This is a genomic window from Moraxella caprae DSM 19149, assembly GCF_000426885.1.
GTDB lineage: Bacteria > Pseudomonadota > Gammaproteobacteria > Pseudomonadales > Moraxellaceae > Moraxella > Moraxella caprae.
In genome coordinates, this window is sequence record NZ_AUGF01000017.1 from 18,682 (window position 1) to 33,690 (window position 15,009).

Annotated in this window: 17 protein-coding genes; 16 read left to right on the forward strand and 1 reads right to left on the reverse strand. The window is 44.4% G+C overall.

The features are described from left to right. Positions 1-248: 248 nt before the first annotated feature. The 12 genes from atpB (at position 249) to K941_RS17065 (ending at position 10,405) form a co-directional block, all read left to right on the forward strand. Positions 249-1,133: a F0F1 ATP synthase subunit A gene (gene atpB / locus K941_RS0106235; RefSeq protein WP_029102939.1), complete on the forward strand. Its 885-nt coding sequence runs from the start codon at positions 249-251 to the stop codon at positions 1,131-1,133. A 47-nt stretch (positions 1,134-1,180) separates the two neighbouring features. Continuing rightward, positions 1,181-1,426 carry a F0F1 ATP synthase subunit C gene (atpE, locus tag K941_RS0106240; protein WP_003658962.1) on the forward strand — a complete coding sequence of 82 codons (246 nt, stop codon included), beginning with the start codon at positions 1,181-1,183 and terminating at the stop codon, positions 1,424-1,426. Between the two features lie 96 nt (positions 1,427-1,522). Next, on the forward strand, positions 1,523-1,993 hold the full coding sequence (locus K941_RS0106245) for a F0F1 ATP synthase subunit B (RefSeq protein ID WP_029102940.1): 471 nt from the start codon (positions 1,523-1,525) through the stop codon (positions 1,991-1,993). Between the two features lie 12 nt (positions 1,994-2,005). Further along, on the forward strand, positions 2,006-2,647 hold the full coding sequence (locus K941_RS0106250) for a F0F1 ATP synthase subunit delta (protein ID WP_029102941.1): 642 nt from the start codon (positions 2,006-2,008) through the stop codon (positions 2,645-2,647). 33 nt (positions 2,648-2,680) lie between these two features. Next, complete coding sequence (atpA, locus tag K941_RS0106255) at positions 2,681-4,225, forward strand: F0F1 ATP synthase subunit alpha (protein ID WP_029102942.1); 1,545 nt, start codon at positions 2,681-2,683, stop codon at positions 4,223-4,225. A 66-nt stretch (positions 4,226-4,291) separates the two neighbouring features. After that, positions 4,292-5,164 (forward strand): F0F1 ATP synthase subunit gamma, encoded by an 873-nt coding sequence (gene atpG, locus K941_RS0106260; RefSeq protein ID WP_029102943.1) that lies wholly within the window; start codon positions 4,292-4,294, stop codon positions 5,162-5,164. A 16-nt stretch (positions 5,165-5,180) separates the two neighbouring features. After that, positions 5,181-5,573: a hypothetical protein gene (locus K941_RS0106265; RefSeq protein ID WP_051225924.1), complete on the forward strand. Its 393-nt coding sequence runs from the start codon at positions 5,181-5,183 to the stop codon at positions 5,571-5,573. Positions 5,574-5,593: 20 nt separating this feature from the next. Further along, a complete protein-coding gene (atpD, locus tag K941_RS0106270) occupies positions 5,594-7,018 on the forward strand; it encodes a F0F1 ATP synthase subunit beta (RefSeq protein ID WP_029102945.1) in 1,425 nt (474 codons plus the stop codon). Positions 7,019-7,102: 84 nt separating this feature from the next. Next, positions 7,103-7,519, forward strand: a complete 417-nt coding sequence (locus K941_RS0106275) for a F0F1 ATP synthase subunit epsilon (protein ID WP_029102946.1) — start codon at positions 7,103-7,105, stop codon at positions 7,517-7,519. A 139-nt stretch (positions 7,520-7,658) separates the two neighbouring features. Continuing rightward, the gene (locus tag K941_RS0106280; protein ID WP_029102947.1) at positions 7,659-8,381 is read left to right on the forward strand and encodes a response regulator; all 723 of its coding nucleotides are present in this window, start codon (positions 7,659-7,661) and stop codon (positions 8,379-8,381) included. A 94-nt stretch (positions 8,382-8,475) separates the two neighbouring features. Then, the gene (locus K941_RS0106285; RefSeq protein WP_029102948.1) at positions 8,476-10,155 is read left to right on the forward strand and encodes an ATP-binding protein; all 1,680 of its coding nucleotides are present in this window, start codon (positions 8,476-8,478) and stop codon (positions 10,153-10,155) included. A 79-nt stretch (positions 10,156-10,234) separates the two neighbouring features. After that, the gene (locus K941_RS17065) at positions 10,235-10,405 is read left to right on the forward strand and encodes a hypothetical protein (protein WP_156892305.1); all 171 of its coding nucleotides are present in this window, start codon (positions 10,235-10,237) and stop codon (positions 10,403-10,405) included. Between the two features lie 180 nt (positions 10,406-10,585). Here the strand turns inward: K941_RS17065 and K941_RS0106295 are convergent, their stop codons facing one another. Further along, a complete protein-coding gene (locus tag K941_RS0106295; RefSeq protein WP_029102949.1) occupies positions 10,586-12,022 on the reverse strand; it encodes an ATP-binding protein in 1,437 nt (478 codons plus the stop codon). A 275-nt stretch (positions 12,023-12,297) separates the two neighbouring features. Between K941_RS0106295 and rpsP the strand changes: the two genes are divergently transcribed. The 4 genes from rpsP to K941_RS0106320 all read left to right on the forward strand — a co-directional run bounded on the left by rpsP (position 12,298) and on the right by K941_RS0106320 (position 14,880). Next, on the forward strand, positions 12,298-12,543 hold the full coding sequence (rpsP, locus tag K941_RS0106300) for a 30S ribosomal protein S16 (RefSeq protein WP_029102950.1): 246 nt from the start codon (positions 12,298-12,300) through the stop codon (positions 12,541-12,543). Between the two features lie 155 nt (positions 12,544-12,698). Next, positions 12,699-13,232, forward strand: coding sequence for a ribosome maturation factor RimM (rimM, locus tag K941_RS0106305; protein WP_029102951.1), 534 nt, complete (start codon positions 12,699-12,701; stop codon positions 13,230-13,232). Between the two features lie 3 nt (positions 13,233-13,235). Beyond that, positions 13,236-13,484 carry a YfhL family 4Fe-4S dicluster ferredoxin gene (locus K941_RS0106310; protein ID WP_029102952.1) on the forward strand — a complete coding sequence of 83 codons (249 nt, stop codon included), beginning with the start codon at positions 13,236-13,238 and terminating at the stop codon, positions 13,482-13,484. Positions 13,485-13,809: 325 nt separating this feature from the next. Next, positions 13,810-14,880 (forward strand): DUF475 domain-containing protein, encoded by a 1,071-nt coding sequence (locus K941_RS0106320; RefSeq protein ID WP_029102953.1) that lies wholly within the window; start codon positions 13,810-13,812, stop codon positions 14,878-14,880. The last annotated feature ends 129 nt before the right edge of the window (positions 14,881-15,009 follow it).

Consider the following 15,009-nt stretch of genomic DNA (forward strand, 5'->3'; position numbering starts at 1 on the left):
TTTCGATAAAAATTTCATAAATTTACAAGTATACTATTTTCAATGATTTGTATGAAATGATTGACAATAATGTACTTTAAATGAATGATTTAAAATTGCTGATTGATATTTATGGGATAAGTTGAACCAGCAATTTTTTATTGTGTCATTTTAGAGCGTGTTGAGAACTCAACACCTTGCAAATTGATGGATTGCGTGATGAATTTTTCACACGTTCTGATTAACCAAGTTAAAAATAAGAGCTTATTATGGCAGCGGATTCTTCAGAATATATTGCTCACCATTTAACCAACTGGACGTATGGTTATCATCCAGAACATGGTTGGAAAGTGGCACACACCGCCCAAGAAGCCGCAGAGATGGGCTTTAAAGCCATTCATTTGGACTCCATGCTGTGGTCGGTTGGTTTGGGTGCTTTCTTTTGCTGGCTGTTTTGGATGGTTGGGCGTAAGGCGACATCAGGCGTACCTACCAAGCTACAAGCCTTCATTGAGATGATTGTTGATTTTGTGGACAACAGCGTCCGTGAATCTTATAAAGGTCCATCAAAGCTGATTGCACCTTTATCATTGACGATTTTTGTGTGGATTTTCTTGATGAACTTGATGGATTTGATTCCTGTTGATTTCATCCCTGGTACCGCACAGTGGATTGGCAGTCTGATGGGTCATGACCCGCACCATGTTTACTTTAAGATTGTGCCAAGTACCGACCCAAACATCACGCTCGGTATGGCATTTTGTGTGCTACTGCTCATCATTGGCTTTGGTCTTAAATACAAAGGCGTGGGCGGATTTATTGGTGAGTTTACCTTACACCCATTTAGTGCCAAAAACCCAATCTTGCAGGCGATTTTAATCCCCATCAACCTAGTTTTAGAGACAGTAACCCTGCTTGCCAAACCCATTTCGCTAGGTCTGCGACTGTTTGGTAACATGTATGCCGGTGAGCTTATCTTTATTCTAATTGCACTTATGTACATGTCTGAGAGCTTGTTTGTTAAAGGCTTGGGTGTACCGCTACATTTGGCTTGGGCAATCTTCCATATTCTAGTTATCACTTTACAGGCGTTCGTGTTTATGATGTTGACGATTGTTTATCTGTCGCTCATCTCACAAACATCAGAACATTAATTGACACTTTTATTCTAACCCTTCAAATAGGTCATTAAGGAGACATCATGGATCCAGTAATCGCTCAGTACACGCTTCTTGCTGTGGCTCTTCTAATCGGTGCAGGTGCTTTGGCAACTGGTATTGGTTTTGCTATCCTAGGCGGTAAGTTCCTAGAAAGTACTGCTCGTCAGCCTGAGCTTGGCTCACAACTTCAAACCAAAATGTTCATCGTGGCAGGTCTTCTTGACGCCGTACCGATGATTGGTGTTGGTATTGCCATGCTTCTACTATTCGCCAACCCATTCGCATAAGTTGAAGCGGTCAGTCTAGGTCCATTCTTGTCGGCAGTTTACTTGCCGACAGCAATTGGCTATCACCTGACTTTCACTAACAAATGAGGTGATTGGATGAATATTAATTCCACCATTATCGGTCAGATGATTGCGTTTGCGTTTTTCGTGTGGTTCTGCATGAAATTCGTATGGCCGCCACTCATCGGAGCGATTAACGAGCGTCAACGTAAAATCGAAGAAGGCTTAAACGCCGCCGAAAAAGCAAAAGCTGACCTTGCATCTGCTGAGTCACAAGTCCAAGCAGAGTTTGCAAGTGCCAAAGCTGAGGCTGCTTCTATCATTGAACGTGCTAACAAAACTGCCAATCAAATGATTGAAGACGCCAAAGTTACAGCCCGTCTTGAAAGCGAGCGTATTATTGGTGCGGCCCAACAAACGGTTGACCAACAAATTGCCCAAACTCGTGAACAGCTACGTTCACAAGTTGCGACTCTTGCAGTACTTGGTGCTGAAAAGATTCTAGAAGAAAAAGTTGATGAACAAAAACATGCCAGCATGCTAGCACAACTGGCAACCAAGCTGTAATTAGAGGAACTCATGGCTGAATTATCTACCTTGGCAAGACCTTACGCAAAGGCTGCGTTTGACTATGCTAAAGAGCAAAATGCGATTAACGAATGGGAAGACTTCTTGTTGATGGCATCGGATATTGTGCGTGATGACGCATTTATTGGTTTGCTACACAATCCAGCCATTCCCGCCAGTCAAAAAACTTCGGTGCTGATGGACATCTACACCAGTCAAAGACCGAGTAACTCGCCACTTGCCCAAACGTTGCAGACAGCGGCGTCACAGGGTGTGGACGTGAGTGCGGTGGCAGAAGTATTAGCAGGAAGTAAGCATCTGACAGCCAACAAGGCATTGACAAACTTTGTCAGCCAGCTGTCTGAAAATGGCAGACTGTCTTTGCTTCCTGAGATTCATGCTCATTACAGCAAGCTAAAATCACAAGAGCTAAAACAGGTTGACGCTTACGTAACATCAGCCTACCCACTAACTGAAGCCCAACGCAAATCCCTACAAGAATCTTTGGCTATCTCAACAGGTTCTATCGTGATTTTACACGAGGCTGTGGATAGTTCACTGTTAGGGGGTGCGACCATTAAAGTGGGCGATAAGTTTACTGATGGCTCGGTGCGTGGCAAGTTAAAACAATTAAAGACTCAGCTAACAGCATAAACTGTGGCTGTCTAAATTATAGGAAACAAGGCAATGCAACAATTGAATCCAGCTGAAATCAGCAATCTGATTAAGCAACGTATTCAAGACCTTGACGTAAGCGCAACTGCTAAAACTGAAGGCGTTATCGTCAGTGTCTCTGATGGTATTGTAAAAATTCATGGTCTAGAAGAAGCCATGTATGGCGAGATGATTGAGTTTGAGGGCAATGTCTATGGCATGGCACTAAACTTAGAACAAGACTCAGTCGGCGCGGTCGTTTTGGGCGACTATTTGCCCCTACAAGAAGGACAAAAAGCATACTGCACAGGTCGTATTCTAGAAGTACCTGTAGGTCCTGAACTGTTGGGTCGTGTGGTTGACGCTCTGGGTAATCCTATTGATGGCAAAGGTCCTATCAATGCCAAGCTAACCGATAAAGTTGAAAAAATTGCCCCTGGCGTTATCGCTCGTCAATCGGTTGATGAGCCTGTTATGACAGGTTATAAAGCGGTTGATACCATGATTCCAATCGGACGTGGTCAGCGTGAGCTTATCATTGGCGACCGCCAAACAGGTAAGACCGCCATGGCAATCGACGCCATCATCGCCCAAAAAGACTCTGGCATCAAGTGTGTGTATGTCGCTGTTGGTCAAAAACGCTCAACCATCGCTAACGTGGTGCGTAAACTAGAAGAGTCAGGTGCACTGGCTTATACTACCGTTGTGGTTGCATCAGCATCAGAGCCTGCGGCACTACAATACATCGCCCCATATTCTGGCTGTACCATGGGTGAGTACTTCCGTGACCGTGGTCAAGACGCACTTATCATCTATGATGATTTATCTAAGCAAGCGGTTGCCTATCGTCAAATCTCACTACTACTACGCCGTCCACCAGGACGTGAAGCCTACCCAGGGGATGTATTTTACTTGCACTCACGTCTGTTAGAGCGTGCATCTCGTGTCAATGCAGACTATGTAGAAGCGTTTACGGGTGGCGAAGTCAAAGGCAAGACTGGTTCATTGACTGCCCTGCCCATCATTGAAACACAAGCAGGGGACGTATCAGCGTTCGTACCTACCAACGTGATTTCGATTACTGATGGTCAGATTTTCTTAGAATCTAACCTATTTAACTCAGGTATTCGACCTGCGGTAAACGCTGGTATCTCGGTATCTCGTGTGGGTGGTGCAGCTCAAACGAAAATCATCAAAAAGCTCTCAGGCGGTATCCGTACAGCCTTGGCACAGTATCGCGAGTTGGCTGCCTTTGCTCAGTTTGCATCGGATTTGGATGACGCAACCAAACAGCAACTTGAACATGGTCAGCGTGTGACTGAGCTGATGAAGCAAAAACAATACGCGCCGATGTCTATCGCTGACCAAGCGGCGGTCATCTATGCATCAAACGAAGGCTATCTTGCGGATGTACCTGTTGAAAAAATCGGTGCTTTTGAGCAAGGTTTGTTAAGCTTCCTTCGTGGCGAACATGGTGCTCTTATGAGTGAGATTGATGAGACTGCCAACTATAATGATGACATCGAGAGTCGTCTAAAAGCAGGGATTGAAGCTTTCAAAGCATCTCGTAGCTACTAAGAGCAATATGGTGTATCATTGATACACCATATACCCATTTAAACCGAGTCCAGTTTTGGAATAATTATGGCAAGCTTAAAAGAAATACGTGCAAAAGTAACCAGTATTAAAAGCACTCAGAAAATCACACGTGCCATGCAGATGGTTGCTGCCAGTAAAATGCGTCGGGCTCAAGAACGCATGGGCATGGGTCGCCCTTATGCTGAAAGTATGCACCGTGTGATTTCACACCTTGTGCAAGCACAGTCCGATTATAAGCACCCTTATATGGTCAGTCGCCCTGTGAACCGTGTGGGCTTTATTGTGGTTACTTCTGACCGTGGTTTGGCAGGTGGTCTAAACATTAACCTGTTTAAAAGTTTATTAAAGTCAGTCAAAACTTACCAAGAGCAGTCTGTCGAAGTTGAGTTTGCAGCCATTGGCTCAAAAGGCGTTGGTTTTTTCAAAAACTTTGGTGGTAATGTCACATCGGTAGTTACCGATTATGGCGATAGCCCAAGCTACGAACACATCAGCAGTCCCGTACAGACCATGCTTGATGATTACCAAAATGGCAAATTAGATAGAATCTATTTGGTGTACAATCAGTTCATCAACGCCATGACCCAAAAACCATCAATCACTCAGCTTGTTCCTTTGCCTGAGGGAGTTTTGTCCGATGATGAGGGTATCAGTCACGGTTGGGATTATATTTATGAGCCTGATACAAAGACGTTGATTGACAGTTTGATGGTACGCTATATTGAATCATTGGTTTATCAAGCCGTCCTTGAAAACATCGCATCAGAGCAATCTGCTCGTATGGTAGCGATGAAAGCGGCGACAGATAATGCTGGTAATTTAATTAAAGATTTACAATTGGTTTATAATAAGCTCAGACAAGCAGCGATTACCCGAGAGATTTCGGAAATCGTTGGTGGTGCTGCTGCGGTATCTTGATAAAATTGGAGTTCTTATGAATCATTATGTGCGTGGTGTGTTGGTATCATTGATTGTGGCAACTTTGGCGGTGGGCTGTGCATCAACAGGAAATGTTGCCATGAAGGAACAAAACCAACAAAGCATTGAACAAGCCATCATTAAAGGTAAAACCACCAAACAAGATGTGAGCAAAATTTTTGGTTCTGCTGATAATGTCTCATTTACTGACAGTGGTAATGAAATTTGGACGTATCGTCATTCCAGATCAAAACCAATGGCAAGAAATTTTATTCCTTACAATTTTTTCTCACTGGGTGAGAACACTCAAACCAAAGAGTTGGTTATTTTATTTGATAATCGTGGAGTGGTCTCCAACTATACCTTTAGAGAGACTGCCAATCAGTCCAAAATGGGTATTGCAGAATAACTTATATTTAGGAGAACGCAATGAGCGGTCGTATTGTACAAATTATTGGTGCGGTAATTGACGTTGAGTTTAGCCGTGGTCAAGTACCCCAAATTTTTGATGCATTAAGTGTTGATGGCACCGAAACAACTTTGGAAGTACAACAACAATTAGGTGATGGCGTGGTACGTACCATTGCCATGGGTTCTACCGAAGGTCTAAAACGTGGCTTACCTGTTTCTAATACAGGTGCACCCATCTCTGTGCCTGTAGGTACAGCAACACTAGGACGTATCATGGACGTATTGGGTCGTCCAATCGATGAAGCAGGTCCTGTGAATGCTGAACAAAAATGGTCTATCCACCGTGAAGCCCCAAGCTATGATGAACAATCTAACTCAACAGAGCTACTAGAAACTGGTATTAAAGTTATTGACTTGCTTTGCCCATTTGCAAAAGGGGGTAAAGTTGGTCTGTTCGGCGGTGCCGGTGTTGGTAAGACTGTTAATATGATGGAGCTTATTAACAACATCGCCCTAAAACACTCAGGTCTGTCCGTGTTTGCAGGTGTGGGTGAGCGTACTCGTGAGGGTAACGACTTTTATCACGAAATGCAAGAAGCTGGCGTTGTTAATACCGAAGACTTCACCAAGTCAAAAGTTGCGATGGTATACGGTCAGATGAACGAGCCACCAGGAAACCGTTTGCGTGTTGCTCTAACTGGTCTGACCATGGCAGAGTATTTCCGTGACGAAAAAGATGAAGCCACTGGCAAGGGTCGTGACGTTCTGTTGTTCGTTGATAACATCTATCGTTATACCCTAGCAGGTACCGAAGTATCAGCACTTCTAGGTCGTATGCCATCTGCGGTAGGTTATCAGCCGACACTTGCCGAAGAGATGGGTGCGTTGCAAGAACGTATTACTTCTACTCAGTCAGGTTCGATTACTTCTGTACAAGCCGTTTACGTTCCTGCGGACGACTTGACTGACCCATCGCCTGCGACAACCTTTGCTCACTTGGACGCAACGGTCGTACTTAGCCGTGATATCGCTTCACAAGGTATCTACCCTGCGGTTGACCCACTAGATTCAACATCGCGTCAGCTTGACCCACAAGTCATCGGTGATGAGCATTATAATGTCGCTCGTGGTGTGCAAGAATTACTACAACGTTATAAAGAGTTAAAAGACATCATTGCCATCTTGGGTATGGATGAGTTGTCAGAAGAAGATAAGCTAGTTGTTTATCGTGCTCGTAAGATTCAGCGTTTCCTATCACAGCCTTTCCACGTGGCAGAAGTGTTTACAGGGGCACCTGGTAAATATGTGGCACTGCGTGATACCATTGCTGGCTTTAAATCCATCATCAGTGGCGAATATGACCACTTGCCAGAACAAGCCTTCTATATGGTCGGCGGTATTGATGAAGTGATTGCAAAAGCTGACAAGCTAAAAGCTGCTTAATGTCCAAAGTTAAGATTGGAGAAATCCAATCTTAACTGACTTTATCACGGACAAAACGATGATATAAAATAGATAGGAGTCATCATGGCAATATTTACATGCCGAGTGGTCAGTGCCAGAGAAGAGCTTTACTCAGGTGAGATTAGCGTGCTTGTGGCTTCGGGTATTGATGGTGAGCTTGGTATTTTGGCAGGTCATACGCCAATCATTACTTTGCTAAAACCAGGTCCTTTGCACCTAAAATCAGCCGATGGTACAGATGAAGTGATTTATGTACAAGGTGGCGTACTTGAAGTTCAGCCTAAGATTGTGACCGTGCTTGCTGATTCGGCAGAACGTGCCAGTAATCTGGATGAAGCAAAAATCGCCGAAGCTCGTCGCAATGCTGAGCAAGCCTTGGCAAATCAAAGTGCTAATATTGATACCACTGCTGCCCTGACAGCATTGGCAGAGTCATTGGCACAGCTACAAACCATTCAAAAGTACAAAAACCGTGCTTAATTATTTGCTTAATTATTGATGAAAAATCGTGCTTATCGTCAAAAAATTTGATAAAATAAGCACGTCTATTAAGCAGATTTAATTGATTGATGGCATTACCTGATTTTGATGTATCTTTTGATGTATTCAAGGACAATATATGACAACAACAGCCCCAGAAAAAGAAGACATTCCCCGAATTCTGATTGTTGAAGATGATGAGCGTCTTGCCGTCTTAACCCAAGACTATCTCAGACGTAACGGATTGGACGTGGCGATTGAAACTGATGGCACTCGTGCGATTCGTCGCATCATTAGTGAACAGCCTGATTTGGTGGTGCTTGATGTCATGTTGCCAGGTAGTGATGGCTTGACAGTGTGCCGTGAAGTACGCCCACACTATGCTCAGCCGATTTTAATGTTAACAGCACGCACCGAAGACATGGATCAGGTGTTAGGCTTAGAGATGGGGGCGGATGATTACGTGGCAAAACCTGCCCAGCCCCGAGTATTGCTAGCCCGTATCCGTGCCTTGCTTCGTCGCTCTGACTCGGCACCGACAGATGACACGCCACAGCGTTTGGAATTTGGTGATTTGGTCATTGACAATGGCGGTCGCTCTGTTACCCTAAATGACGAATTGGTTGATTTTACCAGTGCTGAGTATGATTTGCTTTGGCTGCTTGCGTCAAATGCAGGTCGTATCTTATCTCGTGAAGATATTTTTGAGCGACTTCGTGGTATTGAGTACGATGGTCAAGACCGTTCAATTGACGTGCGTATTTCTCGTATTCGTCCAAAAATTGGCGATGACCCAGAAAATCCCAAACGTATCAAAACAGTGCGTAGTAAAGGTTATCTGTTTGTTAAAGAAGGCAATTAATTGTAATCTTAACATCAGTCAATATCCAAGCTATGCTACAATAAAGCCAGCCACATCGCTGGCTTTTTATTTTCACTCATGATAAGTCAATGGTATGGCACTCTCATCAATCACCGAACGTAGTATCTTTTTTCGTATTTATGCAGGGCTTTTGCTTGTCTGCTTTTTGGTTGCCTTTTTTGGCTATTTTCTCATGCAGGCAATTAACCAGCAACGCCTGCAATCTTATCGAGAATCCATTGCCACGGTTGCTTTTTATTTAGGCACAGCATCCTATGATAGACGATCTGTGGAAGAAAAAGAGTCTTGGCTTATGGCGATTGGTCGGGAATTTGGGTCAGAGATTCATGTCGTGCCGATGGATGGCCTTGAACTTAAAGGTCGCGAATTAAAAAGATTAAAAGAAGGCAAGTCAGTGGTTCGCTATGATGAAATTTCACATCATTCGATGGTGTATCATGCCATAGACAATGATGGCAGTGTGCTGTCTGCCGAGCTTGATCGCATTAATGAACGTCAAATTCATGCTGTTATGGGGTTTTTGTTGGATGAATTACAGTATTATCCATCTTTGGCAGGTAAGCAAGCACGTCTTGCTCATCTAAGTCAAAAATTTGGTTATTCCATGGCATTATTGCCTTTATCAACTTTGGGCTTGGATAAAGAGCAGTTTGACCGACTAAATACTGGCAAGGCAGTGCTTAGTTTTGACAATGAAAACCAAAGGCCCCACCTATCGGTCATGATGGCATCAACCATTCCTAATGAAGTGTTGGTGGTAACCGTACCTTTGTTTAACTTCTTTTCCTTGGATGTCATCATTAGTATTGTGCTGACTTGCTTGTTGTTGGTGAGTTTTGGTGTATATGCCCTGATTTTTCCATTAGAGCGACGTTTACAACTTTTACAAATGGGGGTCAATAAAGTTGCCGAAGGTAAACTTGACACCATGGTGCAAGTGGCAGGATATGATGACATCGCCCGTCTGTCATCAACCTTTAATGCCATGACTCGTCACATCAAAAGACTCATCGAGTCTCAGCGTGAGCTGACCCGTGCCGTCTCGCATGAGTTAAGAACACCAGTGGCACGCATTCGTTTTGCGGTGGACATGCTTGCTGATGACGATGATTATGAGTCACGGCAGGTACAAAAGCAGTATATTGATGATGACATTGCTTCTTTAAATGAGCTTATTGATGAAATTTTAACCTATGCCAAGCTCGAAGAAGGCTCTCCAAAGATGGATTGGGAAATGGTGTGCTTAAAAGAGCTCCTTGAACAAATCGAGCGTGAGACCAATGCTTTGGGCAAACCCATTGCCATAAAAATCAAACCGCCCGCCCAAAAAGTGGTGGCGATGGCAGACAGGCGTTATCTACACCGTGTGGTGCAAAACTTAGCGGGCAATGCCCTGCGTTATGCCAAAAGCACCATCATCATCAGTGCAGGGGTCAAAAAAGGCATGGCATTTGTCACCGTCGAAGATGATGGGCATGGCATTCCTGAAGCTGACCGTGAGAAAGTGTTCATTCCTTTTGCCCGTCTCGATGACAGTCGTACCCGTGCGTCAGGTGGCTATGGACTTGGTCTGTCCATTGTTTCACGCATTGCGTTTTGGTTTAGCGGTAACATGAGTGTGGATGAAAGCCCAAGTTTGCACGGGGCGAGATTTACCATGGAATGGCCAGTCAAACAGGTGGGCGTGGTTATCGTGGCAGATGAGCTGACGGGCGCAAAAAGTGAGAAAAAACTCATCGGCACAGACGAATAGCGATAAATACAGATAACTGGCGTGGCATTTTGGCGAGGTTATGCTAAAATAAATCATAAATTTATCTTAGGATGTCAATATGCCTTATCTTTTTGGATTATTGGTGCTTGCCAATGCGGCTCTGTTGGGTTATTTTTTGCTGGTGCCTAGTACCGATAAGAATGTTGAGCAAGCCAAAGCCAGTCTTGTCGCCCCCGTCAGCTTTACCAATACGACCAATCAGTTGCCCCCTGAGATTGGTAAAAAATAAGGCTCTGGTTCAAAAAGTATGCTACAAAGAAAACCGTTCGTGGTGAGCTTGGGAAACCTAACGGTTTTCCGACCCGCAGGCAGGCTCAGGGCGAACGGAAAACCTAGTTCAGCATACTTTTTGGACTACTATCAAAAATAATTAAAAATCACGTCAATTCATTAACTGATATGTATCAGTCTAATCGGAGCTAGTTTTGTCATCTTCACTGACGTCATGGTTTGTCGGATTGTCTGATGTGTCAGTTGTGCTTCGTGTATTATCTACCAAAGGAATATGCACAAGAACTTCTAGCCCGCCATTGTCATGGTTGCGGGCGATGACCTCGCCTTGGTGCAGGTGAGCGATACGACTGACGATGGCAAGACCTAGCCCACTGCCTTGGGTTGTCCGTGCTGTCTCACCACGCTCAAAAGGTTGCATAATACGTTGTAGTTCACTCTCCGCCACACCCTCGCCCTCATCACGCACACTGATGGTGAGTATTCTTTTTTTAAGGGTGTTGGCGGTCAAATCATCAGCGTCTCGATAGTCAATCACCGCCCCCAAATGGATGGGTTCACGCCCATAACGCACCGCATTATTGACCAAATTGACAATCAAGCGTTTCATGGATAAAGGACGCACCATGACATCTTCGGCGACCCGATTGTCATAGACAAAACGCACGTCATTAAACTGCACGCTGATTTCATGGAAAATCAGCTCCAAATTGGTCGCTCGCACTGCTTCATCCGAGCCGTCTTTCATAAATGACATGAACTGCTCCAAAATAGCATCCATGTCCTCGATGTCATACACCAACCCTTCTCGAAAAAACTCATCAGGCAACATCTCGGCAGTCAGTCGCATGCGAGTTAGGGGCGTGCGTAGGTCATGGCTGATGCCAGCGAGCATGATGGTGCGTTCTTTTTGGGCTTGATGTAGAGTGTGAAATAGGCGGTTAAAGGCGGTATTGACTTTACGAATCTCATTTGAGCCAACCTCGGGTAGCACGGTCGCATGTCCTAGATGAATGTAGTCATTGGCGGTGCGTTCTAGTTTTTTTAGTGGGCGATTTAGGCGACGCACCAAAACCAGACTTACCAAAATGGTCAAAATCGGCAAGCCAAACACAAAACCTGCCAGTAACCCCGCACTGTACTGCGAGTAGTGAATGACAGGCTCACGCAGCCAAACGTTGGGGTATTTGCTGTCCCAAATCCACAGCTTCGGGGTTGGTTTGAACTTAAAATAAACCTTGACCTCACGCCCAAGCTCTCGGCTGACTTGCCCTGCAAAAATGTCGGTAAAAAAGTCAGCCACTATCTTGTCATTGACCACAGGAAACTCGCTCGGGTCGCTGATGATTTGCACATGGCTGTTGTCCTGCACCCATTTGAGCATGGCAGGGTCGTCTGCAAAGCTCCGATTGGCGTTGTCAATAAAGGTCAGCTCGCTTGCCAAATAACTGGCGTGATTCTTAATCTCAGGCAGATACAGGCTTCGCCAAATGAGCCAAATCGATAAGGCGATACTGGCAAAGACGATAAAAATCACCATGCTGACCGTCTGCCATGTGTTAGAATTTAGCGTGTGTCTGATTTTAAGTTGCCAGTACTTGTAATTTTTTTTCATAAAAATGGGATAAAAGTGCGATACGCTCTATTTTAACACACGTTTTGTGCATAAAGTCGGAAATTGCTTTGTCAAACCAATTTATGCCCATGTTGTCGGGTATTGCATCACGGCATGAGAATTTTTAAAAAATTACTTTGAAAATGGCATAAAAATTGGTATAATTAGGGTCTTTTTATAAATCTGGTTTTGCCATCGGCTCATCCTCACATTTTTGGCGACCAGTTTTTTCTTGCAAATACTTTATCATTTAATGAATTCAAGAGAGAATTATCATGGTTGTTATTCGTCTAGCTCGTGGCGGTTCAAAAAAACGCCCATTCTACCAAATCGTTGTTGCTGACAAGCGTGCGTCTCGTGACGGTCGCCACATTGAGCGTATCGGCTTCTTTAACCCACTGGCTCGTGGTCAAGAAGAAGCGTTTCGCATTGACCAAGACGCTTATAATGCGTGGATTGGTAAAGGGGCTCAGCCTTCTGACCGTGTTGCTCAACTGGTTAAGGCTAGCAACAAAGCGTAATCGCTGACATCTTGTGTCGGTTTGTGTGTCTCTTATCATTGATTGATGAGTGTCATGCAGACCGATTTTTATTTATCTCTTTACTGGTTTTAAAATAAGTCAAAACTCTTATTTACCTCGCAAGCATTTATTTTTATTAATTTATTTAAAACGCCATGACAACATCGCCCAATCCCGACACGCTCATCCAAATCGCTACCCTAAAAAAACCTTATGGCATTAAGGGCTGGCTGTGGGTATTTAGCTTGACTGACAACCGCTCGGACATCTTTGACATGCCTCATTGGTACATGAAAACAGCACTCGGTTTTCGCCCTTTGACGGTCAGTGACTGGCGAGAGCAGGGGGCAGGGTTGGTGGCAAGTTTTAAGGAAGTGCCTGACCGTAACGTGGCAGAGACCATGAATGGCGTGAGCGTTTGGGTGGATAAATCAAATTTGCCTACGCTAGATGATGATGAGTATTATTGGTCGGACTTGGTGGGGCTGACAATCATTAACGAAGAAGGCGATAATTTGGGCGTCATCAAAGAGATGTTCGAGACATCTGCCCATGCCATCATTTCGGTCAAGCCGACTGCCGAGAGCGTGGATGGCGAAGACAGGCTCATTCCGTGGCACAGCGACATCGTGCTTAATGTGGATTTGGACGCCAAAACCATGCTCGTGGCATGGGGCAGGGACTATTAAGCCATGGCACTTAAAATCACAACCGACTGTATCAACTGCGATGTGTGTGAGCCTGTCTGCCCCAATGAAGCCATCTCAGCAGGGGATGACATCTACGTCATCAATCCCGACCTATGCACCGAATGCGTGGGACATTATGACACGCCCCAATGCGTGGACATCTGCCCTGTGGACTGCATCCCCAAAGACCCTGATTATGACGAGAGCGAAGATGAGCTACTTGCCAAATATCATAAAATTACCAACAGCTAGATAAGGGCGATGATTGGGGCGTGCCTACCCTTTATAACACAATTTAAATCTTAAAAATTTGTAAAAACAAACCACTTGTTTTTGCATGAAAAATGGCTATCCGACCACTTAATTTAAAAAGTTAAATTAAATTAAATTCTTAAAATTTACCTGATTAAGTGGTCGGATGTTTTCATCGTCAAAATCCTTGTTGATATTTCAATATCAACTGCGGAATTTTCCTTGAAAAACGGGCGATTTCCCCTATTTTTCATTGCAAATACAAAAGGCAGGCACGCCCCATTTATTGCTTTTCTTGTTATAAAACAGGAACATCTCATCCATGATGAAAACCCTTAAACATTTTTATTTTGACATCTTTTTTACCATCGCCTGCTTGATTGGGGCGGCGTATTGGGGATTTACGCACGGTGGGACAACCGCCATGCTCTCGGCACTGTTTATTACAATGGTGCTGGCACTGATGGAAATCTCATTGTCCTTTGATAATGCGGTGGTCAATGCGTCCGTTTTAAAGCATTGGGATAAGTTTTGGAAAACGATTTTCTTAACCGTTGGTATGCTCATCGCTATCTTTGGTATGCGACTGGTGTTCCCCATTGTCATTGTGGCAGTTACGGCAGACATGGGCATGAAAGAAGTTGTCGATTTGGCACTCAATAACCCCAAAGAATACTCCGCCAAGCTCATGGCACACCATGCTGAGATTGCTGCTTTTGGTGGTATGTTCCTACTGCTTGTCTTTTTGAACTTTGTATTTGACGACAAAGACATTCATTGGTTTGGCTGGCTTGAAAAACGCCTTGCTAAGTTTGGTAAAGTCGATGCCATGAGCGTGTTTGTGGCGATTGTGATTTTGATGACATCTTTGTCGTGGGTGGATGAAGCTCACGAACCTGCTGTCCTTATGGCAGGCGTGTGGGGTATTCTTATCTACATGGGTGTCAATGTGCTATCTACTTTCTTAGAAGGTGATGATGACGATGACAAAGTGGACGGCAACGAAGTGGCAGGCGCGATTGCCAAAGGCGGTATCGCAGGCTTTTTATATTTAGAAGTATTAGATGCGTCATTTAGTTTTGACGGCGTGATTGGGGCGTTTGCCATTACCAATGACGTGGTTATCATCATGATTGGTCTTGCCATTGGGGCGATGTTTGTGCGTTCGATGACGATTTTCTTGGTCGAAAAAGGCACGCTAGATGAGTTTGTGTACCTAGAACACGGGGCTCATTATGCCATTGGTGCGTTGGCGATTATCATGCTTATCTCGATGAAATTTCATGTGCCAGAGATTGTCACGGGGCTTATCGGGGTTGCCTTTATCGTGGCGTCTGTGATAGCTTCCATTCGTTACCGCAAAAATAATCCGCATAAGTCCATCTCCCAGCAGTGATAAGCCATGCTTAAAGCTGGTTAAAGTGCAAATAATGCCATAAAACAGCAAAACCGCTTGTACTCTGCTACATTCATTGCTAAGATACGTCTTATTTTTATCAATAAGGCATTATCATGACTACTACCC